This window comes from Actinomadura luzonensis, from assembly GCF_022664455.2.
GTDB lineage: Bacteria > Actinomycetota > Actinomycetes > Streptosporangiales > Streptosporangiaceae > Nonomuraea > Nonomuraea luzonensis.
Genome location: NZ_JAKRKC020000002.1, coordinates 268,528 through 293,428 on the forward strand (window position 1 = coordinate 268,528; position 24,901 = coordinate 293,428).

18 protein-coding genes are annotated in these 24,901 nt (G+C 72.5%); 6 read left to right on the forward strand and 12 right to left on the reverse strand.

The window, feature by feature from the left end; all coding sequences use genetic code 11:
- Nucleotides 1-7: 7 nt before the first annotated feature.
- The 3 genes from MF672_RS31460 to MF672_RS31470 all read right to left on the reverse strand — a co-directional run bounded on the left by MF672_RS31460 (nucleotide 8) and on the right by MF672_RS31470 (nucleotide 3,478).
- On the reverse strand, nucleotides 8-1,189 hold the full coding sequence (locus MF672_RS31460; RefSeq protein ID WP_242371187.1) for a lactonase family protein: 1,182 nt from the start codon (nucleotides 1,187-1,189) through the stop codon (nucleotides 8-10).
- A gap of 113 nt (nucleotides 1,190-1,302) precedes the next feature.
- A complete protein-coding gene (locus MF672_RS31465; protein ID WP_242371189.1) occupies nucleotides 1,303-2,373 on the reverse strand; it encodes a hypothetical protein in 1,071 nt (356 codons plus the stop codon).
- A 118-nt stretch (nucleotides 2,374-2,491) separates the two neighbouring features.
- On the reverse strand, nucleotides 2,492-3,478 hold the full coding sequence (locus tag MF672_RS31470; RefSeq protein WP_242371191.1) for an aldo/keto reductase: 987 nt from the start codon (nucleotides 3,476-3,478) through the stop codon (nucleotides 2,492-2,494).
- A 141-nt stretch (nucleotides 3,479-3,619) separates the two neighbouring features.
- Here MF672_RS31470 and MF672_RS31475 point away from each other — a divergent pair, with 141 nt between their 5' ends.
- The gene (locus MF672_RS31475; RefSeq protein ID WP_247815507.1) at nucleotides 3,620-6,421 is read left to right on the forward strand and encodes an ATP-binding protein; all 2,802 of its coding nucleotides are present in this window, start codon (nucleotides 3,620-3,622) and stop codon (nucleotides 6,419-6,421) included.
- Between the two features lie 181 nt (nucleotides 6,422-6,602).
- On the opposite strand, the gene MF672_RS31480 is transcribed toward MF672_RS31475, so the two are convergent.
- The 6 genes from MF672_RS31480 to MF672_RS31505 all read right to left on the reverse strand — a co-directional run bounded on the left by MF672_RS31480 (nucleotide 6,603) and on the right by MF672_RS31505 (nucleotide 14,380).
- Nucleotides 6,603-7,304 (reverse strand): ABC transporter ATP-binding protein, encoded by a 702-nt coding sequence (locus MF672_RS31480; protein WP_242381379.1) that lies wholly within the window; start codon nucleotides 7,302-7,304, stop codon nucleotides 6,603-6,605.
- Nucleotides 7,301-9,106, reverse strand: a complete 1,806-nt coding sequence (locus MF672_RS31485) for a branched-chain amino acid ABC transporter ATP-binding protein/permease (protein WP_242381378.1) — start codon at nucleotides 9,104-9,106, stop codon at nucleotides 7,301-7,303. The genes MF672_RS31480 and MF672_RS31485 overlap by 4 nt, the downstream gene beginning before the upstream one ends.
- Entirely contained in the window at nucleotides 9,103-9,972 is an 870-nt protein-coding gene (locus tag MF672_RS31490; protein WP_242381377.1) for a branched-chain amino acid ABC transporter permease, read from the reverse strand. The genes MF672_RS31485 and MF672_RS31490 overlap by 4 nt, the downstream gene beginning before the upstream one ends.
- A 1-nt stretch (nucleotide 9,973) precedes the next feature.
- Nucleotides 9,974-11,116 (reverse strand): ABC transporter substrate-binding protein, encoded by a 1,143-nt coding sequence (locus tag MF672_RS31495; RefSeq protein WP_242381376.1) that lies wholly within the window; start codon nucleotides 11,114-11,116, stop codon nucleotides 9,974-9,976.
- A gap of 103 nt (nucleotides 11,117-11,219) precedes the next feature.
- A complete protein-coding gene (locus tag MF672_RS31500) occupies nucleotides 11,220-12,935 on the reverse strand; it encodes a thiamine pyrophosphate-binding protein (RefSeq protein ID WP_242381375.1) in 1,716 nt (571 codons plus the stop codon).
- Nucleotides 12,932-14,380, reverse strand: coding sequence for an aldehyde dehydrogenase family protein (locus MF672_RS31505; protein WP_242381374.1), 1,449 nt, complete (start codon nucleotides 14,378-14,380; stop codon nucleotides 12,932-12,934). The genes MF672_RS31500 and MF672_RS31505 overlap by 4 nt, the downstream gene beginning before the upstream one ends.
- 251 nt (nucleotides 14,381-14,631) lie before the next feature.
- Between MF672_RS31505 and MF672_RS31510 the strand changes: the two genes are divergently transcribed.
- Genes MF672_RS31510 through MF672_RS31520 form a run of 3 tightly spaced genes read left to right on the forward strand, consistent with a single transcriptional unit; the run spans nucleotide 14,632 to nucleotide 17,315 of the window.
- The gene (locus MF672_RS31510; RefSeq protein WP_242381373.1) at nucleotides 14,632-15,363 is read left to right on the forward strand and encodes an IclR family transcriptional regulator; all 732 of its coding nucleotides are present in this window, start codon (nucleotides 14,632-14,634) and stop codon (nucleotides 15,361-15,363) included.
- Nucleotides 15,364-15,378: 15 nt separating this feature from the next.
- Nucleotides 15,379-16,542: a CaiB/BaiF CoA transferase family protein gene (locus MF672_RS31515; RefSeq protein WP_242381372.1), complete on the forward strand. Its 1,164-nt coding sequence runs from the start codon at nucleotides 15,379-15,381 to the stop codon at nucleotides 16,540-16,542.
- Nucleotides 16,539-17,315, forward strand: a complete 777-nt coding sequence (locus tag MF672_RS31520; protein WP_242381371.1) for a citryl-CoA lyase — start codon at nucleotides 16,539-16,541, stop codon at nucleotides 17,313-17,315. Before MF672_RS31515 ends, MF672_RS31520 begins: the two co-directional genes overlap by 4 nt.
- Before the next feature lie 53 nt (nucleotides 17,316-17,368).
- Here the strand turns inward: MF672_RS31520 and MF672_RS31525 are convergent, their stop codons facing one another.
- Nucleotides 17,369-19,498 (reverse strand): outer membrane protein assembly factor BamB family protein, encoded by a 2,130-nt coding sequence (locus MF672_RS31525; protein ID WP_242381370.1) that lies wholly within the window; start codon nucleotides 19,496-19,498, stop codon nucleotides 17,369-17,371.
- 174 nt (nucleotides 19,499-19,672) lie between these two features.
- Between MF672_RS31525 and MF672_RS31530 the strand changes: the two genes are divergently transcribed.
- Nucleotides 19,673-20,614, forward strand: a complete 942-nt coding sequence (locus tag MF672_RS31530) for a ThuA domain-containing protein (RefSeq protein WP_242381369.1) — start codon at nucleotides 19,673-19,675, stop codon at nucleotides 20,612-20,614.
- 74 nt (nucleotides 20,615-20,688) lie between these two features.
- On the opposite strand, the gene MF672_RS31535 is transcribed toward MF672_RS31530, so the two are convergent.
- Nucleotides 20,689-21,288: a response regulator transcription factor gene (locus MF672_RS31535; protein ID WP_242381368.1), complete on the reverse strand. Its 600-nt coding sequence runs from the start codon at nucleotides 21,286-21,288 to the stop codon at nucleotides 20,689-20,691.
- Nucleotides 21,289-21,511: 223 nt separating this feature from the next.
- Here MF672_RS31535 and MF672_RS31540 point away from each other — a divergent pair, with 223 nt between their 5' ends.
- The gene (locus tag MF672_RS31540; RefSeq protein ID WP_242381367.1) at nucleotides 21,512-21,739 is read left to right on the forward strand and encodes a hypothetical protein; all 228 of its coding nucleotides are present in this window, start codon (nucleotides 21,512-21,514) and stop codon (nucleotides 21,737-21,739) included.
- A gap of 6 nt (nucleotides 21,740-21,745) precedes the next feature.
- Here the strand turns inward: MF672_RS31540 and MF672_RS31545 are convergent, their stop codons facing one another.
- The gene (locus tag MF672_RS31545) at nucleotides 21,746-24,787 is read right to left on the reverse strand and encodes a TIR domain-containing protein (RefSeq protein ID WP_242381366.1); all 3,042 of its coding nucleotides are present in this window, start codon (nucleotides 24,785-24,787) and stop codon (nucleotides 21,746-21,748) included.
- Between the last annotated feature and the right edge of the window lie 114 nt (nucleotides 24,788-24,901).

Below are 24,901 nucleotides of genomic sequence, written 5' to 3' on the forward strand. Positions count from 1 at the left end.
CGGCCGGCTACCGGGCCGGCCGGCCCGCCGGCCCCACCGACACGGACTGGAAGAGCGGCCGCAGCCCGCCGGTCTTGACCGGGCCGTGGATCCGCGTCAGGTCGCCGTTCGTCCCGACGGCGAACGTGAAAAGCTCCGAGCGCAGCGTGCTGACGTAGGCCCGCCGCCCGTCGGCGCTCAGCGCGACGCCGACCGGCCCGTGCCCCGCCTCGAACGGGGCGTTCGGGGTGGGCCGCAGCGACCCGTCGGCGGCGATGGCGAAGCCCCATACCTTGGTGGCGATGTCGGGGTTGACGTTCAGGCCGCCGCTGGTGACGTAGAGGTGCCTCCCGTCCGGGGTGACGGCCGTGCCGATCGGCACGTCCGGCGCGCTGTACGGCGAGCCGGGGACGGGCGTGAGCGAGCCGTCCGCGCCGATCGAGAAACCGAAGAGCTGGCGGTCCGACACGCTGGTCAGCGCCTCGCAGGCCACGTAGAGGTGGCGGCCGTCGGGGGTGACCGACATGCCGTTCCCGCCGCGCTCGACGGATACGGGCTTGCCGATCCTGCTCAGCGTGCCCTGCGGGCCGACCGCGAAGACGACGACGAAGCCGGGCGGCCCGGTGTCCTCCGGCGTGATCGCCGGCCGGCCGTGGCTGACGAACAGGAAGCGCCCGTCGGGCGTCATGGCGAGGCCGCGCGGAGCGGCCTGCCCGGTGGGGACCGGCCGGGCGGGTTCGCGCAGCCGGCCGTCGGAGCCGACGGAGAACACCGACACGGTGCCGTCCTCCGTGTCGGCCGTGTAGAAGGTCCTGCCCGACGGCGCGAGGAGACTGCCGAACGGGAAGTCACCCGCCCGGACGGCGGGCGGCGTGAGCGGGGTGAGCCTGCCGTCGTCGCCGACGCGGTACTGGTGGACGCTGTCGTCCAGGGCGGTGGCGACGTAGGCGGTGCGGCCGTCGCCGGAGAACTGGAGCTGCCGCGGCTGCGGGCCCGTGGGGATGAGCGGCGGCTCGAGCGCCGGTTCCCCCGCGGGGCCGAGCCGGAACAGCGAGATGTCGCCCGAGTCGCCGTTGGTGACGTAGAGGGTGCCGTCGCCGGCGGCGGCGCCGGCCGGCGTGCCGGTGAGCAGCACGCTCGCGGCCGCCGCGGCCAACGCCAGGCGGGGCCCGCGTGCGGCGGGCAGTCGTGGGGGACGCGTGGAGCGCATGATGCCTCTTCCCCGTGCCGGAGCTTTGTCCGCCTCAGGGTGTCACCCCGCCTGGTCCGGCCCCAGGACATTGCCCGGACATGTACCGGGCACCCGGCGCCGGGGGCTTTCGATCACACCGTCTGCTCGGGTGGCCGGCAGTCGCCGCAGTCGACGTCCGGGAAGAGCCGGCTGCGCAGCACCTGGTTCAGGACGGCCAGGCGGGACAGCAGGCCGACGAACGTCCCGCACCGGGTCACCGCCACGTACTCCGACTCGGAACACAGAACCGTCCTGATCCACTCCTGTGACGGCTGCTTCTCGTCCACCGCCTCGCGGTGCAGGAAGGCGCCGAACAGGTCGCGCAGTTTGATGACGCTGATGCCCTGCGGCCGCTGCTCTTCCAGCTTGGCCAGCTCGTGCAGGAGGAACTGCTCGGGCGCGTCGAGCCTGCGCGTCGATCCGGCGAAGGCCAGGGCGCCCAGGTGGCCCGCGACCGGATCGGCCAAGGGCGGCAGCATGCCTTGGACGGGGTCGCCGCCGGGCGGGTAGGCGAGCGCCCAGCGTGCCGTGGCGGCCGCGGCCGCGTCGGCGGCATGCTGAAGCTCCGGTCTCGCCCGGTACAGCGCGCGCAGCAGCCGTTCGGGCTCGCCCCAGCCGACGAAGCGGTGCCGCTTCTCGTTCTCCGTCGCCGTGAAGGCGATGGCCTTCGGCCTCCTCAGCCGAGCGGCGCCCGAGCAGACGACCGCCAGCCGGGTCTCCCACCACGCGCTGCCGTCCTCCAGGTCGATGACGGCCACGTCGCTCCTGGGGAACTGCTCCAGCGCCTGGATGACCTGCGGCCCCCGGCTGTCGGCGATGGGGAGACTCTCCGGGACGCCGAAGTTCGGCGGCAGGTCCTGCGAGGACATGCTGTCGGCGGCGGGCGCGCCGAAGCTGAAGCCGAAGCCGAGCGCCTCGACGGACCCGTTGCTCTGCGCGGCCACCTCGATCACCATGAAGAGCAGGGGAATGCCGGTGATCACCGCCGCCGCCACCAGGATGACCGGCAGCAGCGCGTCGCCGGGCCATCCGGCGAACATTCTGAGCAGGACGAGCGCGAGCAGCAGAGCGGCGAGGAGCAGGAGCGAGGTCAGCAGGCTCCACTTCGGGCTCAGCGGCCAGACGCGCCATCGCCTGGCGCTCTTCTCCTCTGCCAGGATCATGACCGCTCCCAACGGGCGGGGCTCAGCGGCACGGACGAGCACCAGATACTGCCATGTGAGCCCGCCGGTGCGCTCCCGGGACCGACCTAGGGATATCCCCAGTGCCGGGGCGGGCCGTTCAGCCGCCGGACCGCGGCACGCGCCCGTCCAGGAGCCCGGCCGCCACCAGGTCGTCCCACAGGCCGTCGGGCACCTGCTCGCCGAACGCGGCCAGGTTGCGCCGCACCTCCTCGGCGGAGCGCATGCCGACCACGATGCCGGCGACCGCCGGATGCCGGAGGGGGAAGGCCATGGCGGCCGCCGGCAGGGACACGCCGTGGGCCTCGCAGACGTCGGCGAGGCGGTGGGCGCGCCGGATCTCCTCCTCGGCGGCGGGCCGGTACTCGAAGTGGGCGCCGGGCGCGGGGCGCGGCGTGGCGAGCAGGCCGGAGTTGAAGACGGACGCCGCCAGGATCGAGGTCCCGCGGGCGGCGCAGGCCGGCAGCAGCTCGTCCAGGGCGGAGTGCTGCAGCAGCGTGTAGTGACCGGACAGCATGACGACGTCCACGTCACTGTCGCGGACGAGGCGGGTGAGCAGGCCGGTGTCGTACATGCCCGCCCCGATGGCGCCGACCAGGCCCTCCGCGCGCAGTTCGGCCAGGGCGGGGTAGCCGTCGCGCAGGGCCGCCTCGAAGTGCTGCTCGGCGTCGTGCAGGAAGAGCACGTCGAAACGGTCGACGCCCATGCGGGTCAGGGAGTCCTCGACGCTGCGCCGGACGCCGTCGCGGGAGAAGTCCCACACGCGACGGTGCGTGGCGGGCACCTGGAAACCCTCGTCCATGCGGCCGGCCGGGTCCTGCGGCAGCAGCAGGCGGCCCACCTTGGTGGACAGGACGTACTCCGCGCGGGGCAGCTCGCGCAGGAACGCGCCGATCCGCCGCTCGGAGTGCCCGATGCCGTAGTGCGGGGAGGTGTCGAAGTAGCGGATCCCTCCCTCCCACGCCGCGCTCAGCGCCGCTGCGGCGTCGTCGTCGGTCAGCGGCGTGAACAGCCCGCCGAGCGGCCCGCCGCCGAACCCCAGCTCCGTGACCTCCACCGCGCTGCGCCCAAGCCGCCTGGTCTTCATGCGTCACTCCTTGTCCGGTTGCTGCGTACAGCTCACAGCCCGGGACGGGAGGCGGCCAACTGATTCAGCGCCCGGCTTAATGGTCCAGGAGGCGGTCGCCCAGGCGAGAGCGCGAAGCGGGGCGTGCGGCAGACTGGGGCGGTGGTGACGGGAGTGCAGGTCTCGCCTCGGGAAGCCGAGGTGCTGGAACTGGTCGGGGCCCATCTCAGCAACGCCGAGATCGCGGCCCGCCTGGTCATCTCGGTGCGCACGGTGGAGAGTCACGTCTCCTCGCTGCTGCGCAAGCTGGAGGCGCCGGACCGGCGGGCGCTCGCCCGGCGCGCGCGCACGGCGGCCGGCGCCGGCCCGGCCCGCCCGGCGCCGGTCCTGCCGAGCCCGCTGACCTCGTTCGTCGGGCGGGTGCGGGAGCGGGCCGAGCTGGCCGAGCTGGTCAAGGCGCACCGGCAGGTGACCGCGGTCGGCCCGGGCGGCGTGGGCAAGACCCGGCTGGCGTCCACCGTGGCGGCGGAGGTGAGCGGCGAGTACGCCGACGGGGTGTGGTTCGTCGACCTGGTGCCGGTCACCGACCCCGGCCTGATCGCCACCGCCGTGGCCGGCGCGCTCGGCCTCGGCGAGCAGCCCGGCCGCGACCTCGCCGGGTCCGTGCTCGCCGCGCTGGCCGACCGTCACGCGCTGGTCGTCCTGGACAACTGCGAGCACGTGCTGGACGGGGTGGCGCTGTTCCTGGAGCGGCTGCTGGCGTCCTGCCCGCGGGTGACGGTGCTGGCGACCAGCCGGGCCCGGCTGATGGTGCCGTTCGAACGGGTCTACCCGGTGCCGCCGCTGTCGCTGGCCGCCGGCGGCGACTCGGACGCGGTCGCGCTGTTCGTGGAACGGGCGACGGCGGCCGGCAGCCCGCCGGACCCGGCGCTGCGCGGCCAGGTGGCCGCGATCTGCGCGCGGCTGGACGGCATGGCGCTGGCCATCGAGCTGGCCGCCGCCCGCTGCCCCACGCTCGGGCTGGACGGCATCACCGCCGCCCTGTCCCACCCGCTGCGGATGCTCACCGGCGGGTCCCGCGCCGACGAGCGGCACCGCTCGGTGCGGGCGGCGCTCGACTGGAGCCACGCCCTGCTGGAGCCGGCCGACCGGGAGCTGCTGCGCCGGGTGTCGGTGTTCGCGGCGCCGTTCACCGCCGCCGCCGCGGCGGAGGTGACCGGGGCCGAGGAGTGGCTGGTCGCCGACGGGCTGGCCCGGCTCGCCGGACAGAGCCTGCTGACGGTGACGGCGGGCCTGGGCCGCACCGAGTACCGGGCGCCGGAGACCATCCGCCAGTACGGGACGGAGCGGCTGTCGGAGGCCGGTGAGCTGGCCGACGCCCGGTCCCGGCACCTGCGCTGGTGCCTGGCCGGGGCCGCCGCCCTGGCGGTGGACGGCCAGGACTGGCGGGCCCGGTTCGACCTGGTGGCCGACGACCTCCGCGCCGCCCTGGCGTGGGCGGCCGACCGCCCGGAACTACGCGCCGACGCGTTCGAGCTGGCCCGGCGCCTGGCGGAGCTGACCTTCACCCGGCACCTGACCGGCGAGTCCCAGCGGCGCTACGAGCAGGCCGCCGCGCTCGCGACCGACCCGGCCGCCGCCGCGTCGATGCTGCGGCAGGCCGCGGCCGTGGCCGGGTGCCGGACGGTCGGCGACGACATGTACCGCCTGCGCCGCGCGGCCGCCGACGCCGCCCGCACGGCCGGGGACGCGGCCGGCGCCGCCGCCGACCTGGCGGCCGCCGCCACCATCGCGTTCCGGTTCTCGACGACGTTCGTGCGGCGCCCGTCCCAGGAGGAAACGCTCCGGCTGGTCGCCGAGGCGCGGGAGCGGGCCGGCGACGACCCGGCGGCGCGGGCGGCGGTGGCGCTGGCCGAGGCCGGGGTGCTCACCGACGCGTTCGGCGCCGTTCAGGGGCCGCCCGGCAACGCCGTGCCGGAGACGCGCGAGCGCGCCGAGCGGGCGGTCGAGCTCGCCCGCCGGACCGGCGACCCGCTCGCCGAGTCGGCCGCGCTCGACGCGCTCACCGGCGCGCAGAGCTGGGCCGGCGACCCGTTCGCCGCCGCGGCCACGGCCCGGCGCCGGATCACGCTCCTGTCGTCGCTGCCGGTCTCGCCGGCCGGCACCCACGAGCTGATCGACGCGCTCGGCATCGCCGCCGAGGCCGGCCTCGGCGCGGGGGACGTGCCGGGCGCCCGCCGATGGGCACGGCGGCTGGCCGGCCATCCGTCGCTGGCGGAGGTGGGGCACCGCGCCACGTGCCGGCTGCTGATGGTGGCCGCGCTGGCGGGCGACGTCGAGGAGGTGCTGACCGGCAGCGTCCGGTTCCTCGACTCCTGGCAGCGCGCGGGGAGCCCCGCCCGGTCCATCCTCGCCCCGGCGGCGGCCGGCGTGGCGATGATCCACGGCCTGCGCGACGACGACGCCGCCAGGCGGGCGTGGCAGGAGGTCCTGGGGCGGCTCGGCAGCTCGCCGGAGCACGCCTACGGCTACGGGGCGGTGTTCGACGCGATGCTCCTGCTGCACCGCGGGCAGGCGGCGGAGGCGCTGGAGCGGATGGCCCCCGGGCCCCGGCAGGTATGGAAGTGGATCACCTGGATCTGGCACCACTGGTACGTCGCGCTGCGCAGCGAGGCCGCCGTGCTCGCCGGCGGCCGCGACGCCCGCGCCGTCGTGGCCGAGGCCCGCGCCGTCGTGGCCGGCAACCCGGTCGCGGCCGCCGTCGTGGACCGGGCCGCGGCCCTGCTCGACGGCGACCAGGAGGCGCTGCTCGCCACGGCGTCCGCGTTCGGCGCCGCGGGGTGCCGCTACCAGGCCGCGCGGACCCTCGTGCTCGCCGGCGGCGGCCACGCCGAGCGGGGCGCCGCCGCCCTCGCCGCCCTCGGCCTCGCGCCCGCACCGGAAGCCCTCCCTCGGCGCCCGTGAAAGCGGGAGCCCAGCCCGGGGCCCGCCACGCGAGGGGTTCCGCCTGCCCCACGTCTGCGTACGGGCCCCACCACGGCGGCCCAGGCCGGTCGAGGGGCGGGTCAGGAGGCGTCGCAGGCGCGAAGGCGGGCAACTCCCCGCGCCGGACCATGACCGTCCCTCCACAGGGGCTGTTCGGGGATCACAGGCCGAGGTAGATGCGGCGGACTCGGGGGTCGTCGCTCAGCTCGGCCGAGGTGCCGCCGGCGGCGATCTCGCCGTTCTCCATGACCAGGCAGGTGGTGGTGACGTCGAAGGTGAGCTTGGCGTTCTGCTCGACGAGCAGGATGGCCAGGCCGTCGGCGTTGAGCTTCTTCAGCGCGGCGGCGATGTCGCCGACGAGCTTGGGCGACAGCCCCATGGAGGGCTCGTCCAGCAGCATCACCTTGGGCCGGCACATCATGGCCCGGCCGACGGCCAGCATCTGCTGCTGCCCGCCGGACAACGCGCCGGCCAGCCGGCCGCGCATGTCCCTCAGCACCGGGAACAGCTCGTACACCTCGTCGATCGGGGTCTGCTTCCAGCTCCTGGTGTACGCGCCGAGCAGCAGGTTCTTCTCCACGCTGAGCCCGGGGAAGACGTGCCGGCCCTCGGGGACGTAGCCGATGCCGTGCCGCACCAGGGTGTGGGCGGGGGCGCGGAGCAGGTCGTGCTCGCCGAAGCGGATGGCGGTGGCCCGCCGCGGCGCCAGGCCCATGACGGCCTTGAGGGTGGAGGTCTTGCCGGCCCCGTTGGCGCCGATGATGCCGAGCGACTGGCCCGGCTCGACGGTGAAGGACACCTCGTGGGCGGCCCGGACCCCGCCGTAGTGCACCGACAGTCCTTCGACGGTGAGCGTGCTCATCGGCTCGCCTCCTCGACCGCGGCCTCGGCGGTCTCCTCGGTCGGTGCGGTCATCGAGTCGCCGAGGTAGGCGGCGACCACGTCGGGGTGGACGGCGACCTCGGCCGGCGCGCCGTCGGCGATCACCTTGCCGCTGGACAGGACGGTGACGTGGTCGCACAGCGACATGACGAGCCCCATGTTGTGCTCGATGATGACGACGGTGACCCCGGAGTCCCTGATCGAGCGGACGATCTCGGCGAGCCGGCGCACCTCCTCGCCGTTCAGCCCGGCCGCGGGCTCGTCGAGCAGCAGCAGGGCGGGGGACATGGCCATGGCGCGGGCCAGCTCGATGCGGCGCTGGATGCCGTACGGGAGCGAGCGCGGCTCGGCGTCGGCGACCTCGTCGAGCCCGAAGCGGCCGATGAGCTCCGCGGCGCGCCGGTGCAGCGCCCGGTCGTGCGCGACCACCTTCCAGGGCAGCAGCGGGTAGCGCCAGATCCAGGTGGTGCGGGTGCGGTCGAGGGCGAGCAGCAGGTTCTCGCGCACGCTGAGGTCCTCGAACAGGCGCAGGTTCTGGAAGGTGCGGGCCACGCCCAGCTGCGAGAGCCGGTACGGCGCCATCCCGGTCACGTCCCGCCCGCCCAGCAGCACCGACCCCGCCGTGGCGTCGTAGAAGCCGCTGACCACGTTGAACAGGGTGGTCTTGCCCGAGCCGTTGGGGCCGACGATGCCGCGGATCTGCCCGGCGGGCACGCTGAGCGTCACTTCGTCGAGCGCCACCAGGCCCTTGAACCGCTTGGTCACCTCCCGCACCTCCAGCGCGACGCCCGCCGCGGCGGCGGGCGCCGGCTCGAACGGCCGGAACGCGCCGAGCTGGGCCCGCGAGCCGCCCTTGCGCCCGCGCAGCAGGGACCGGAGCTGCTCCGGCAGGCCCGCCAGCCCCTTGGGCGCGAACACCACCACGAGCACGACCACCAGGCCGTAGCCGAGCTGGGCGTAGCCGGAGGCGTCCAGCAGCGCCTCCCTGACCAGCGACAGCGCGACCGCGCCGACCACGCAGCCCAGGATGCTGGCCCGGCCGCCGATGATCACCATGGCGAGCAGCAGGAACATGTTGGCGATGTTGAACGACTCGGGCGCGACGAAGCGGATCAGGCCCGCGTACAGGACGCCGGCGAGGCCGCCGTACAGGCCGGACAGCACGAACGCGGTCATGCGCAGCAGCGGGATCTCCGCCCCGAGCGCGCCCGCGGCGAGGTCGTCGTCGCGCATGGCGCGGAGCCGGCGGCCGAGCGGGGAGTGCGTGACGAACAGGGCGAAGGCCAGCGCGATCGCGAGGACGACCAGCTCGACGTAGTAGAACAGGTAGCCGCTGGACAGGTCGAGGCCGAACAGGGGCGGCACCGGCAGGTCGCTGATGCCCTCGGCGCGGCCGGCGATCGCGGAGTTGGTGACCCAGTTGGTGAAGGCCAGCGCCAGGCCGAGCGTGACGATGCCGAGGTAGTGCGACTGCATGCGCAGCGCCGGGATGCCGGTCAGCACGCCGGAGACCACCGCCGCGACGACGGCCAGCGCCGCGGCGGTCCAGAACCCGAGCCCGGCCCCGGTGGTCAGGATGGCCACCGTGTACGCGCCCACGCCGAAGAACGCGACCTGGGCCAGGTTGATCTGCCCCGCCACGCCCATCGTCAGGCCCAGCCCGACGGCCAGGATCGCGAAGATGATCGCGACGTCGGCGACGTGCATGGCGTAGCCGCCCAGGGCGTAGGGCAGGAACCACGCCGCCACGGCCGGCGGCACGATCCGGATGAGACGTCTCATGCCCGGTTCACCGTCGCCTCCCCGAAGATGCCGGTCGGCCTGATCATGACCACCGCGGCGAACACCAGGAACGTGACCAGCTCGCTGTACTCCTGGAAGTTGCCGGCGGCGAAGGAGTCGAGCAGCCCGAAGGCCAGGCCGCCGACGATCGCGCCGGGCATGCTGCCGAACCCGCCGAGCATGGCGGCGGCGAAGCCCTTGATGCCGAGGGTGCCGCCCATGGTGGGGTTGACGTACAGCATGGGCCCGATGAGGCTGCCGGCCAGCGCCGCGAGGCCCGCGCCGATGGCGAAGGCCAGGGCGTTGCTGCGGCCGACGTGGATGCCGACCGCGGTGGCGGCCTGGTGGTCCATGGCGACCGCCTGCATGGCCGCGCCCCGCTTGGTGTGCTGCAGGAACAGCGCCAGCAGCCCGGTGGCGGCCGCGGCGACGGCGATCACCAGCAGGCTGTAGGTGGGGACGCGGATGCCGGCCACGTCGAGCGGCCCGGTCGCCACCGGGGACGGCACGGCGTGCCCGGTCGCGCCCCAGATCAGCACCGCGCCCGCCTCCAGGACCGCGCCGAAGCCGATCGTGCCGATCAGCATCAGCGTGAAGTCCTTGTTCTCCAGCGGGCGCAGGAACCGCTCGATCACCAGGCCGATCAGCCCGGTCACCGCGATGGCGACCACGATGGCGACGGCGAAGGGGAGGCGGGTGGTCATGTAGAAGGTGGAGGCGGCGTACGCGCCGATCATCACGACGCTGCCGTGCGCGAAGTTGACCAGCCCCATCGTCCGGTAGACGATCGAGAAGCCCATGGCCACCAGCGCGTACACCGCTCCGAACGTGACCCCGCCGATCAGGGTCTGAAGGAAGACCTGCACGTCAGCTCGCGGCCTCGGGCACGACCTTGCCGTCCTTGACCAGGCCGATCTTGGTCTCGTGAATGCCGACGCCGTTGGCGTCGTAGGCGTAGTCGCCCAGCAGGCCCGCGCGCTTGACGCCGCGGATGGCGTCGGCCAGCTTCTGCCCGCCCGCGCCGTTGGTCTGCTTGAGCGCCTCGATGAGGATGGACGCGCCGTCGTAGGCCTTGGCGACGTGCATGCGGGCCTCCTCGTGGTAGGCGGCCTTGTACTTCTCGGCGAACGCCTTGATCTCGGGGGTGGCGTCGTTGCTGAGGTACGGGGAGCTGACGACGGTGCCCTCGGCGTTCTTCAGCCCGGCGGTGGTGGCGTAGACGTCGGTGCCCACCGGCGCGCCGCCGGCGAAGACCGCCTTGATGCCGAGCTCGCGGGCCTGCTTGGCGATCAGCCCGGACTGCACCTCCTCGGCGCCGATGAACAGCACCTCCGGGTCCTGCTCGCGGATCTTGGCGAGGTTGGCGTTGAAGTCCTTCTGGTCGGGGGTGACGACCTCGTCGGCCAGGGGGGTGACGTTCCTGGTCCGGAGTGAGCTCAGGAAGGCGTCGTGCTCGCCGGCGCCGTAGGCGCCGTTGTTGCTGATCAGCGCGATCTTCTTGTGGCCCTTGTCGTCCACGAGGTACTTGGCGAGCGTCTCGTCGAAGGTGACGCTGGTGGGGGCGTTGAGGAAGAGGAAGGGGCTCTTCAGCTCGGCGAGCTTGGGCGACTGGCCGGAGGTGATGTTCGGGATCCTGGCGTCCTTCAGGATGGGCGCCATGGCGAGCGTGACGGCGCTCTCGGCGGTGCCGAGCATCGCGACGTAGCCCTCGGCGGCGATCTTCCTGGCCACGTTGGTGCCGACGGTGGGGTCGCCCTGGCTGTCGAACAGGTCGAGCTGGATCTGCCGGCCGTTGATCCCGCCGGCCTTGTTGGCCTCGTCGATGGCGAGCTTGACGCCTTTGTGCTCCCACTGGCCGAGCGAGCTGAGCTGGCCGCTCTGCGCGTTGGCGTTGGCGATCTTGATGGGGCCGGTGGCGGTGGCGCCCTGCTCGGCCTGTTGTCCCGGAGGGGCGCAGGCGGCGAGCGCCACCAGGGCCGCGGCCGCGATGGAGAATCTCGTGAAGTGCACGGTTCACCTCTGGCAAGGGGGGTGGGTGAGATCTAATTCACGGACTAGTACGTTCGTTATAAGCGACGGGAAACGCCGAGGGAATCTCGAACGTGCAACGGTTTCAGTCGCCGAAGCGGCCCTGGTAGATGTCCTTGATGTTCCAGTGCCCCGGGGTCGGCACCGGCTCGTTGACCATCGGGACGTCGATCACCGCGGGGCGCCGGTTCGCGACGGCCGCGCGCAGGGCGGCGCCGAGGCCGGCGGGAGTGGTGACGGTGTGGCCGTCGGCGCCGCACGCCCGCGCGAGCGCGGCGAAGTCGGGGCTGTACGGCCGCCCCTGCGGATCGGTGAAGTCGCAGCCGTGGCTGCGGCCGAAGTGCGCCGCCTGCAGGTCGGAGATCGTGCCGTGCGAGCGGTTGTTCATCACCACGAACACCACGGGCGCGCCCTGCTCGACCGCGAGCGGCACGGCGGGCAGCTGGGCGCTCATCCCGCCGTCGCCGATGAGCGCGATGACCGTCCTGTCCGGCCGGGCGAGCTGCACGCCGACGGCGGCGGCCGGCCCGAAGCCCATGGTGGAGGCGCCGCCCGGGGTGATGAAGCGGCCCTCGGCGGGCAGCTCGTAGCACTGGGCCACGCCGTTCTTGTTCCAGCCGACGTCGGTGACCAGGATCGCGTCCGGCGGCAGCGTGTCCCGCAGATCCCTCAGGATGCGCTCGGGGCGGAGCGGGAAGTCCTCGCTCCTGCCGCGCTCCCGGCTGGCCGCGTACAGCTCCGACCGCGCTTCGAGGATCTGCTTGCGCAGCTCGTGACGGGTGCGGGCCGGGTGGGACGCGACCGCGCCGGCGATCGCCTCGACCGCGAGCCGGACGTCGGCGACGGCGCCGATCTCCGCCGGGTAGTTGCGGCCGATCTCGGCCGGGTCGATGTCGACCTGGATCAGTGTGCTGCCGGAGAAGTCCCAGGTGAAACGGGGATCCCACGAGCTGGCGTCGGTCTCGGCGAAGCGGGTGGCGAGGGCCAGCACCACGTCCGCCTCGCGGGCGTAGGCGTTGGTGAGCTCCAGCCCCCAGAAGCCCGGCATCCCGAGGACGAGCGGGTGGGCGTCGGGCAGCGTGCCCTTGGCCATGAGCGAGTGCGCGACGGGGATGTCCAGGTGCTCGGCCAGGCGGGTCAGGGCCGCGGCGCCCTCGCGCAGGCCGCCGCCCACGTAGATCAGCGGCCGCTCGGCGGCGGCCAGCCGGGCGGCGATCAGCCGCGCGGTGTCCTCCGGCAGGCCGGGCGGCGCGGCGTGGCTGCTCGGCGGGTGCGGCGCGGCCGGCCGGGAGAAGACGTCCATCGGCACGTTGACCAGCACCGCGCCGGGCCGGCCCGAGGTGGCGGTCCAGAACGCGCGCTCGACCGAGCGGCCGAGGTCCTGGGCGCGGTGCACGTTCCAGGCCCGCTTGACGAACGGCCGGAAGACGCTCGCCTGGTCGGCGTCGGCGTGCAGGTTGATCTCCTGGTGGGGGTGGCGGCCGTGGTAGTAGGACGGGATGTCGCCGGAGATCACCACCAGCGGCACCGAGTCCAGCGCGGCCGTCATGACACCGGTGGCGGCGTTCGTCAGGCCGGGGCCGACGTGCACGAGCAGCACGCCGGGCTTGCCGGAGGCGCGGGCGTAGCCGTCGGCGGCGTGCGCGGCGGCCTGCTCGTGGCGGGCGATGACGAAGCGGATCGGGCTGTCGGCGAGCGCGGCGAGCACGGCGATGTTGGTGTGCCCGCAGGTGCCGAAGACGTACTCGACGCCCAGCTCCTCCAGGTGGGCGACAAGGGCGTGGGCGGCGGTGCTGGTCACTGGTCTCCCCAGATGGTCAGGCCCCTGAGCAGGAGGGTCTTGGTCACGGTGAAATCCTCGATCATCCAGCGCGGCGACTCCCGGCCGATGCCGGAGTCCTTCACCCCGCCGAACGGGACGTGGTCGAGCCGGAAGTTGGACGAGCCGTTCACGACCAGGCCGCCGACCTCCAGCTCGCGCCAGGCGGTGACGATCCGGCGCACGTCGTGGGTGAACAGCCCGGCCTGCAGCCCGTACGAGCTGCGGTTGCACTCCTCGACGACCGCGTCGAAGTCGTCGTAGGGGAGCACCGCCACCAGCGCGCCGAACACCTCCTCGCGCACCACCCTGGCCTCGGCCGGCGGGGCGACGACGACGGTCGGCGCCATCACCGCGCCCTCGCGGGTGCCGCCGGTCGTGACCCGCGCGCCCTGGCCGGCCGCCTCGGCGGTCCAGCGGACCACCCGCTCGGCCGCGTCGTCGTCCACCATCGATCCGACGTCGGTCGCCGGGTCCAGCGGGTCGCCGACGGTCAGGCCCTTGACCTGCGCGGTCAGCTCGTCGGCGAACTCCTCGAAGCGGCTGCGGTGCACGTAGACCCGCTGCACGGAGATGCAGCTCTGCCCGGAGTTGCTGTAGCCGGTGCGGGCGCACACGAGCGCCGCCTCCGCGACGTCGGCGTCCTCGCAGACGATGGTCGCGGCGTTCCCGCCGAGTTCGAGCATGACCCGTTTCGGGCCGGCGGCGTGCGCGACCGCGTGCCCGGCCGCGACGCCGCCGGTGAAGCTGACCACGGCGATCTCCGGCGCGGCGCACAGCGCCGCGCCGACGTCCGCGCCTCCGTGCAGCACCTGCACCGCCTCCACCGGCATCCCGGCCTCCAGCAGCACCTCCACCAGGGCGGTGGAGGCGGCGGGCGCCTGCGGCGGCGGCTTGACGATCGTGGTGTTGCCGGCCGCGAAGGAGGCGGCCAGCTTGTGCGCGAGCAGGTTCGCCGGCGCGTTGAACGGCGTGATCGCGAGCACCGGGCCGGCCGGGGCGCGCTGCGTGATCGCGGTGTTGCCGACCCCGCGGCCCCAGCCCGCCACGGGCAGCACCTCGCCGCCGATCATCCGCGCCTCGGCGGCGGCGACGGACAGCGTGTCGACGACGCGAGCGATCTCGCCGCGCCCGTCCTTGAGGGGTTTGCCCAGCTCAAGGGCGAGCAGGCGGGCCAGCCGCTCGCTCTGCGCGGTGACCGACGCGGCGGCGCGTTCCAGGATCCCGGCCCGGGTGGCGGGTGCCAGCCGCGCCACCCGCCTGGCCGCCTGCCGGGCGTAGGCCAGGGCCGCGGCGAGATCGGCGGGCTGGGCGGACCGGGCCCGGCTGACGACGTCCCGCAGGTACGGGCCGACGCGTTCGGCCCGCTCGCCGCCGGTCAACCATTCTCCGGCGACCAAGCACCCGGCGTCGTTGATGGTGTTCATGGCTGAGGTCTCCCATGTGATCCGCGCAGTGGTTCTCGCAATCCGCACTGTGGATTGCCTCACGGTATGAGTGCCGCGAAGGTTCTGGCAAGGGGGCCGCGTATTCCGCTTGATGGAGCGTATGGACCGCCAAGCGGACTGAGTGTTAGCGTACGGACGACGTGAGAGGGTGAGCAGCGGGTTCACCTTCAAGCCACTAGTGAGGATTCGTGTCTTCGAACGTTCCTGCGGATTCGGGGGAGGGCGGGGGTGTGCGCAGCGTGCAGCGCGCGTTCGACATCCTCTCGCTGCTCACCGAGGACCGCCGCACGCTGACCATCCGCGAGGTCGTCGACGAGACGGGGCTGGCCAAGACCACGGCGCTGCGCCTGCTCCAGACCCTGGAGCACATGGGCCTGCTGTGGGCCACCCCGAAGGGCTACGCGGCCGGCCCCGCCCTGTGGCGCTGGGCGCACCTGGCCCGCTCGGCGTGGGAACTGCCGCCGGAGACCGTGCAGCTCATGCGCGAGCTGGGCGCCCGGCACCGGGAGACCGTCAACCTGTACGTGCTGCGCGACACCCACCGCGTCTGCATCGCCCAGCAGGAGAGCCCGCAGCCGCTGCGCCACGTGGTGCGGGTGGGCGACGAGCTGCCGCTGTGGGCCGGAGCCTCCTCGAAGGTCCTGCTCAGGGACGCGCCGGAGCGGCTGCTCGCCCGGGTGGCCCGCTCCTCCCCGCACGGGGAGGCCCACCTGGCGACGTTGCGCGAGTGGATCGGCCGGGCCGCCCACGACGGGTACGCGGTCAGCCACGGCGAGCGCGAGCCCGGCCTGTCGGCCGTCGCCGTCCCGGTCGTGGGCGGCTCGGGCCGGACGGTGGCGGCGCTGACGCTGAGCGGCCCCACGGTCCGCTTCACCGACGACCGGGTCGAGGAGTTCACCGCGGACCTGCGCGAGGCGGCCAAGCGAATGTCGGAGCGCGGCTTCGACCACCCTCTGACCTGACTCCATGGAGCGTGAATGCACCGTCAGCAGTTGCCACTGGACGGCGTCAAGGTCGTGGACCTGACCAACGTCCTGGCCGGGCCCTACTGCAGTTACCAGTTGATGCTGTTCGGCGCCGAGGTGGTCAAGGTGGAGCTGCCCGGCGCCGGTGACCTCGCCCGGCGGCTCGGGCCCGACCCCGGGCTCAACCGTGAGCGCATGGGCGCCTCCTTCCTGGCCCAGAACGCCGGCAAGAAGTCGGTCGAGCTCGACCTGAAGAGCCCGGCCGGGCGCACCGCCTTCGAGACGCTGGTCGCCGAGGCCGACGTCCTGCTGGAGAACTTCAGGGCCGGCGTGATGACCAGGCTCGGCTACGGCTGGGAGCGCCTGCGCGAGCTCAACCCCGCCCTGGTGTACTGCGCCATCTCCGGCTTCGGGCAGAGCGGCCCCATGAGCGCGGCCCCCGCCTACGACCAGATCATCCAGGGGCTGTCCGGCATGATGAGCGTCACCGGCACCCCCGACACGGCCCCGCTGCGGGTCGGCTTCCCCATCTGCGACACCGTCGGCGGGCTGATGGCGGCCCTCGGCATCTGCGCCGCGCTGGCGGGGCGCCGCACCAGCGGGCGCGGCTGCTTCCTCGACCTGTCCATGCTGGAGGCGTCGATCTCCGCGATGGGCTGGACCGTCTCCAACTACCTGGTCAGCGGCGTCGAACCGGAGCCGATGGGCGACCAGAACGCCACCGCCGCCCCGTCCGGCACGTTCGAGACCGCCGACGGGCCGCTCAACATCGCCGCCAACCAGCAGGCCCAGTTCGAGACGCTGTGCCGGCTCATCGGCCGGCCCGACCTGCCCGCCGACCCCCGCTTCGCCGAACGGGAGGCCCGCAAGACCCACCGGCAGACCCTCAACCAGGAGCTCAACCAGGCGCTCCGCGCCAAGACCGCCCTGGAGTGGGAGGAGCTGCTGTCCCGCGAGGGCGTGCCGGCCGCCCGCATCCTCACCGTCCCCCAGGCGCTCGCCCTCGACCAGGTACGCCACCGCGGCTTCCTGACCGAGGTGCCGTTCGCCGGAGCCGGCGAGCGGCCGGTCACCGTCACCGGCAACGGCGTGCTCATCGACGGTGTCGCGCTGCGCCCCCGCGGGCCCGCCCCGCTGCTCGGGCAGCACAACGACGAGTTCGAGGCCGTGTCATGACCGGGCGGGCGGCCCCCGCGGCGGGCGACGGCCCGGCGTCCGCGGCGGCCGACTGGTGGGCCACCGCCGTGTCGCGGATCGAGCCCGGCCTCATCGAGCTGCGCGGACACCCGGTCCAGGACCTCATCGGGCGGATCGGCTTCGCCGAGATGATCTGGCTCATGCTGCGCGGCGAACGGCCCGGCGCGCACCAGGCGGCGCTGCTGGAGGCGGCGCTGGTGGCCTCGGTCGACCACGGGCCGCACGCGCCCTCCATCGCCGTCGCCAGGATGGCCGCCACCTGCGGCGTGGGGCTCAACAACGCCGTCGCGACCGGCGTCAACCTGCTCGGCGACGTGCACGGCGGCGCGGGCGAGCAGTGCGTCGGGCTGCTGGAGGAGGTCGTCGCCGACGGCGACGCGGCCGCCGTCGTCGCCCGCCGCCGCGCCGCGGACAAGTACCTGCCCGGCTTCGGCCACCGCTTCCACCGCCGCGACCCGCGCCGCGACCCGCTGCTCGGCCTGGTCGCGGAGGCGGTCGCCGCGGGGGTGGTGGCGGGCGCGCACCTGCGGGCCGCGCTGGAGGTCGAACGGCTGATCGCGCCGGTGCCCATGAACATCGACGGGGCGACCGCCGTGATCTACGCCGAGCTGGGCTTCCCCGCGCCGCTCGCGCGCGGGCTGTTCGTGCTCGGCAGGTCCGTCGGGATCCTCGCCCACGCCTGGGAGGAGAGCGGGCAGGGGCGGCGCAACAAGGGGCCGATCCCGCCGTCCATCCTGCCGACCTGGCTCTGAACGCCGAAAGAGGGAGCCCCGCCGGCCGCGGGGCTCCCTCTTTGTCGCGTGGCTCAGTAGACGACGATCTTGCCGGTGTTCTGCGGGAAGATCGCGTCGTTGTAGAAGTACTCGCCGGGCGTGTCGAAGGTGTGGGTGAAGGACTGGCCAGGCATCAGGACGCCGGTGTCGAACTCGTACTCGAAGAACGAGACGGCTGCGTGGGCGAAGGCGTTGCCGGCCGGGTTGACGAAGGTGACCGTGGTGCCCTTGGGCACCCGCAGGTGCTGGGGTGACATGGCGTTCTGGGCGACGGTGTTCTCGGTCGCGCCGGGCCGCCCGCCGGCCGCGTCCCAGACCCGGCCGAGGGTCACCGTGGTGCCGGTGACGGCCGCCGCCCTGATGTCGTTGCGCTTCTTCGGCGGCGTCGGCGCGGGGGCGGGCGGCACCTTGCCGCCGAGCTTGAAGGCCCACAGGTGGTCGCCCCTGGGGATGTCCGGGTACGGCAGGCCGTTGCCGCCGGCCAGCACCGCGATGTACTGCTCGCCGTCGATCTCGTAGCTGATCGGGCTGGTGTGCACCCCGGCGCCGCACTGGAAGCTCCACAGCACCGTGCCGTCGGTGTCGTCCATGGCGTGCAGCACCCCGTCCGGGCCGCCCTGGAACATCACCCGGCCCGCCGTCGTCAGGATGCCGTTGCCGTGCGCGAGCGACCACTCCCGGTCCAGCGTCCACACGGGCGTGTTGGTGCGCGGATCGACCGCCGCGATGCCGCCCGCGAAGTACTCGCCGAGCGGGCGGGAGGTGTTGACCCGGCCGTCGCGGCTGTTGGAGAAGCCGGAGTTGATCAGCCCGTAGCCGACGTAGATCCAGCCCGTGTGCGGGTTGTACGACAGATGCGCCCAGTCGGCGCCGCCGCCCGCGCCGGGGAAGATGATCGTCGCCCGGTCCCAGTGCGGCGTGTAGAGCCCGCCCCAGGCGTAGAACGGCACCGGCCGGGTGGCCTTGCCGAACTCCGGAGCCTGCGTGATGAACGGCTTCCCGCCGGGGAACGGCTGCGTGGCCGCCGTCTTCTGCCGGGCGTCCTGCGGGACGGGACGCTCCTCCATGCCGTGCAGCGGCTCGCCGGTGGCCCGGTCGAGGACGTAGAACATGCCGACCTTGCTGCCGTACACGACGGCCTTGCGCAGCCGGCCCTTGACCTTGATGTCCACCAGCACCGGAGCCATGACGTTGTCGAGGTCCCAGATGTCGTGGTGCACCGACTGGAAGTGCCACTTGCGGGCGCCGGTCTTGGCGTCGATGGCCACGATCGAGTTGGCGAACAGGTTGTCGCCGCCCCTGGTGGCGCCGTCCAGGCGCGGGTAGGAGCCGCCGAACGTCCAGTACACCAGCCCCAGGTCCGGGTCCACGGCCGGGTGGATCCACGGCACCGCGCCGCCGGTCCGCCAGGACTCGCCCTCCCAGGTGTCGTTGCCGAACTGGCCCTCGCCGGGGCACGACCAGAACGTCCAGGCGACCTCGCCGGTGGCCGCCTTCAGCGCGTACGCCCGGCCGCGCGCCCCGCCGGTGCTGCCCTGCATGCCGACGTAGACGAGCCCGTCCCAATGGACGACGGCGCCGGCGAGGGTGCCGGTCAGGCCGCCGCACTGGCCGTTCTGCGGGTCGCAGCCGCCGGTGTCGCCGCCGCCCTCGTCCTCGGTGATGAGCTGCCGCTGCCAGGCGATCTCGCCGGTGTCCTGCTTCAGCGCGTACACGATGTTGGCGCCCGAGGTGGAGAAGACCAGGCCCTCGCCCAGCGCGACGCCGCGCATGTTCGTCTGCTTGCTGCCCAGGTTCGTCTTCCACTTGATCGCGCCGGTCCTGCCGTCCACGGCGAAGACGTTCTGCTGCGTGGTCTGGACGTACAGGACGCCGTTCGCCACGACGCAGGTGCTCTGCTGGGCGGCCGACGTGCTGCCGCCCTCCAGGTTGACGTGCCAGGCCCCGCCGAGCCGGCGCACCGTGCGCGCGGTGATCTGCTTGAGCGGGGAGTAGTTGTGGTTGCCCAGGTTGCCGCAGACCTTGGGGAAGTCCTTGCCCGTCACGCCCAGGGAGGCGGGCTGCCGCTCCAGCGGCTCCGCGACGGCCTGGGCGGGCTCTGTCACGGCGGCGGACGCGGTCAGCGTGGCCGCGGCCCCGAGGAGGAAGTTTCGTCGTTCCACTGGCACCACACCTTCGATGGTCCATGTGATGGACCACTAGAACCGTACGACGGACGCACCATAAATCCCGTCCGCGGGTGAAGGCAAGAGCTTGTGGTGGTGAAGATCCGCAGTTACGCTCAAGCCTCCGAGTGGACCGATCGATCCACCTAGTGGTTCCCCTGTGAGGTGCCCATGCGCAGCAAACTCTCCGTAGCCGCCGCCGCCGGAGCCGCGGCGCTCCTGCTCACCGCCACCGCGCCCAGCTCCGCCGCCTCCCCGGAACCGGCGCAGAACCTCGGCGACCCCGACTACGGCGTCTGCCGCGGCACCGACCCCCGCTGCTACCACGACTGGGGCAACTTCGACCCCGCCAAGGGCTACCGGCTGCTCGTCTACAGCCGCACCGCCGGCCCCCGCCACGCCCACCTCGGCACCCCGCTCGGCCCCGGCCTCAACCCGCCGCTCAACGCCGACAACGTCGCCGTCAAGGCGATGCTCAAGCTCGGGCAGGAGAACGGCTTCGCCGTCGACTACACCGAGGACGTCACCCAGCTCTCCTCGGCCGGGCGGCTCCTGCCGTACAACGCGGTGATGTTCCTCAGCACCACCCGCGACGCGCTCGACGACGCCGCCCAGACCGCGCTGCGCCAGTACGTCCGCGCCGGCGGCGGCTTCATCGGCGTGCACAACGCCTTCGGCACCGAGTACAACTGGCCCTGGTACGAGGGCCTGCTCGGCAACGCCAACTTCTACGACCACGGCGCCAACCAGCCCGGCACCGTCGTCACCGCCGACCGCCGCGACGCCTCCACCCAGGGCCTGCCCCGCACCTGGGCCTTCTCCGACGAGTGGTACAACCTCGTCCCCGCCCCGACCCGCGTCCGCGTCCTCGCCGAGGTGGACGAGAGAACCCTGCCCCAGGGCGTGCGCGGCAACCTCGGACACCCCGGCCACGGCGAGCACCACCCGGTGAGCTGGTGCCAGTACTACGACGGCGGCAAGGCCTGGCTGACCACCCTCGGCCACGACGTCAAGGCGTGGACCGACGAGCCCATGGAGGGCGACCAGTACTTCGTCCAGCACCTGCTGGGCGGCGTCAGGTCCGTGCTCGGCATGACCCCCTTCTGCCGCTGAGCCGGGAACGGCTCCCCCCGTCGCCCACGGATCCCTGACCGTTGCCGGCCACACCTGGCTCAGTTGCCGGGGGGTCAGAGCCAGCCGCGCTCACGGCCGTACATGAGAGCCTCCGTGCGGTTCTTGACGTGCAACTTCGTGTACAGCTCACTGAGCTGCCTGAACATCGCGCGCTCCGAATAACCCACCTGGTCGGCCAGCCGGCCCACGGTGACGCCCTGGGCGAGCTGGCGCAGCCACTCGATCTCGTGCGCGGCGGGGATGCCCGGGGCTCGGGACCGGGACCCGGCACGCGCGGCCATGGCGCGCACCACCTCCACGGGCAGCAGACTCGCGCCGCGCGTGGCCGCTCGCAGCACGTCCCGCACGGCCTCTGACGGTGCGTCGCGGGGCAGGGCGCCGCTCGCGCCGTTCCTGATCGCGCTCAGGTACGTCTCCTCGGTCGGCTCGTCCAGCAGCGCGATCACGACGGCATCGGGAGCACCGTCATGCAACCGGGACAGCAGGGTCCAGTCGCCGGCCGTGCTGAGCGTCAGCAGGATCGCCGAGGGCTGCCCGCCTTCGGCCCATGCCATCAGGTCGTCCGGCTCCTCCACGACGTAGCCGTCCAGAATCGCCATGATGCCGCGCCGGAAGACGGGCAGCGGATCCGAGACGGCTATCCGGACCGACATGACCGCGAACGCCTCCTGGCCTGTGCACGGGACCGATATCAGGGTCGTCGAGTCTGCCAGACCAGACCTTCGATACCCCGCATACTGGGGCCGCGTTCGCGGGGAATATGCCGCGTCCTGTCAGGGCCCTGCCGAAATTGACGTCATGGACCTGCTGTGCAGCGAGTTTTACCGTTCCAACGGGGAGTTTCGCTCGGAGACCGGGTGAAGGGGGGAACGCGAAATGGTGGATGGTCATGCCCAGGAGCCATGGGTCCGGAAACCGGCGCCGGATGAAGTGCCGAAGGGCCAGCAGCGGGGGCGGCTGCCTGGTCAACCGCACGTACCCGGGCCGCAGGAGCAGGAAGAGTCATCGCGTGATGAGGGTTGCGGGAAAAGCGTCGCGGTCGCCGCGATCGCATTTGTTGTGATCTTGGTGCTGGCCGTCATCGTCTGGTGGAATGTCCGCTGATCCGGATCACCTTCCTGATGCGGCGCGGCAGATCTCCTGCCATCCTTCGGGGTGACCGTCCATACAGAGCTGCTCCAGGAGCAGGCGGGCCCGCCGGGCGGCACCCCGAGCGGGGGCCAGGTGCCTGGCCTTCCGGTATGCGGCGACGGCGCGGTCGAACTGCTCGGGCCCGCCGCACAGGTTGAGCCCGTAGAGCACGAGCCCTTTGGTGTCGAGGACCTGGTAATTGTCGGCGGCCCGCTCATGCAGGGTCCGGGCCCGCAAATAGGCCTCAAGAAAGGCCTCCCGCGCCGCAGCGTCGCGCCCGTGGCGGAAGGCGGCGATTCCCTTCACCGCGAACGCGCTCATGGACCACAGGTCGTCCCCGTTGTGGACGGCGGTGTTTGCCGCGTGCCATGCTTCATCGATCTGCTTTCCGCACAGCAATGCGACGGCGAGCGTTCTGTTCGCCTCGCACGACAAGCGAGAATCGCGCGTCCTCGCTGCGATCTTGGTTGCCTCTCTGGCAGGTGCGAGGGCCTGCTGCCACTGCCCTTCCGCTATGAGGATCTCGGCCTCCTCGGCGAAGAGATGGCCCTCCAGCAACCAGTCGTCGCGTTTCCGGAGGTCATGCCCTCGCCGTAGTGCTTCCTTGGCCTCGTCCGTGCGGTCGAGCTGGCCGAGCACCCACGCCAGGCTCAGTAGCCGCTCCGCGTCCAGCAGACCGCGGGCCGCTCCCGCGCCGACGTCGTTGAGCAGCCGCAGCGCCTCCTCCAGCCGTCCCATCCTGGCGAGGCACAGGGCGAGACCATGGCGGGCCTGCGCCTCCAGATCCGCGTCCCTCAGCTCCCGCGCACCCTGCTCGGCTCGGACGTAGCTCTCGTGCGCCTGGTCGTACAGCCCGCAGCGCAGGCGCGCGCTGCCGACGTCTATGTCGAGCCCCACCAGTGTCTCCAGGTGGCCCGTGGGCTCGGCCACCTTCACCGCGTCCTCGAGAAAGGCGAGTTGCTGCTGGAGATCACCTTGCTGACCTCGGGCATCGGCCAGGGTGACCAGGTTGTTGACCTCCCTGCCCCAGAAGTCCAGCTTGCCGATCAGCTCTCTCCGCCAGGAGTCGAGTGCGTCGCTGTGACCCCACCCGCTGAGATGGTCCTCGTCGACCTTGTCGATGAGCTTGTACGCGGCCACGTGATCGTGAGCCCGCATGAGCAGGTCGATCTCCGCGAAGTACGCGTCAAGATCGTCGACTGACCGCGGATCCCTTTTCCGCGCGTCCCTGTAGAAAGTCGCAGCCAGCCGGCACAGGGAGAGCTTGGTGAACTCGGGAGAGCCGGGGTCGTCGTCGGGGCTGCCGGATCGGACCTGGCTGAAGACGAATTCACCGTCCGGCAACGGTGGCAGGTAGTAACGGTCTCCGAATCGCCTGATGAGCCGTTTGTTCGTCAGATGGCGCAGAGTCGGCTCGCTCTGGCAGCCGGGCAGGTACTGGCGCAGTACGGAGTCCACCGCGCCGTGGGGCACGGGCCGCCGGTACACGGCCAGGACCTGGAGCACCCGCCACTCTTCCCGGTCCACCCGGTCGAAGACCCGTCCGATGAGGTAGTTCAGCACGGCCTGCCCCGATTCCAGGCCGTCCAACGTCCGCAGCAACTCGGGCAACGACGTGTCGCGGTTCTGCCGCAGGACCACGGACAGCGCCTGGAGCGCTCGAGGGCTGCCGTCGGTCAGCTTGCAAGCCCACGCCAGGTCCTCCTGGTGAGCGTTCCGCAGGCCGCAGGCGTCGTCCTCATCGAGGGCGCGCAGGAAGAAGTCGGCCACAGGCGCGGGAAGACCCTCCTCCAGATTGAGCGGGGCGACGGTGGCCGGGTTGCCGTTGATCAGCAGGTTCGGCGGTTTGTCGGTGATGAGGACGATCTTCACAGGATGGTCGCTCCTGCGCATGAGCCGTGCCACGATGTCGCCGAGCGCCGGGTCACTGATACGGCCGTAGGAGTCGAGAAGAGCCTCGGCGTCGTCGATGACGACGACAGTGGGCTCGGTGAGCACACGAAGGACCTCGTCGAGTTTGTCGGCGAGGGCAAGGGACCTGTCGTTCAGCCGCTGCCCGAGCCGGTCGCGGACGGCCGGGTCGCGCACGGTCTTCCTGAGGTCCTCCAGGAGTACCGCCGGACGCAAGGGGTGGGTGCTGTACGGCGTCAGATAGACGAAGGCGCCGATCGGCGCGGGCTTCTCCTCCAGGAGCCCCTCGCGCCACTGGGAGATCATCGCCGTCTTCCCGATGCCGGGCCGCCCGAAGAGGGCCAGGAGGCGGATCCTCGGCTCGTGCAGGCACCTCTTCAGGACGTCGATCGGGTCCTCGCGGTCGAGGAACAGGTTCCTCGCCATGGGCGGTGGGTCGTTCACCAGGATGATGCCCGACGACTCGACGGCCCGGCTGGTCCGCTGCTTCTCCCGTTCCTGGCTGAGCCTGGTCTGCTCCTCCTGCATCCGCATGGCGTCCCGTGGGCGGGCCATGCGTGCTTCGAGCTCGCTGATGCGCGCGTCGAGCAGGCTGAGCTCGTCGGCCAGGGCCGGACGACGCTCGTCGCCGGCCCGTTCCAGCTCCCACTTCACCGTGTCCCGCTCCTGCTTCAGCCTGGCGAGCGTGCCCTTGGACGTGGCGAGGTCTTCAAGCTCGCGCCGGAGCTGGTCCCATTGCCGTGCCAGCCCGCCCGTGCAGTCAAGGGGAGAGTAGCCCTGGTAAAAGACGTCGTCCGGGGCGTCAGGATGGACGAGCAGCGGGATCACCGACTTGCCGTGCCTCTGGGCATAGATGATCTCTTGTGTGCACTTCTGGCTGCCCCGCAGCTGCCTGGTCACGACGGCGATGAGCACGTTCGCCTCGTCTATGCCCTCTCGCATCCCATCCGGGAAGAAGAGTCCGAGCGGGCGATCGGTGTAGATCCATGGGATGACGAACGGCAGGCCGTCAAGGCGCTTATGCAGGTCCACGGCGAACTCCGCGCCGTCGCCCGTGAAGCAGATGAAGACCTTCAGGTAGTTCCTGATCTCGTCATTCGGGTGGCGCATCGCAACCTGCCGCGTCGCACGTCCAACGGTTCGCCGGTCATGTTCCGGACGGAACAGTCACGGTCCTGCCAGCCGAGCTGTCAGAGTTCTCCGGGAACCGCGAGCATAGGCATC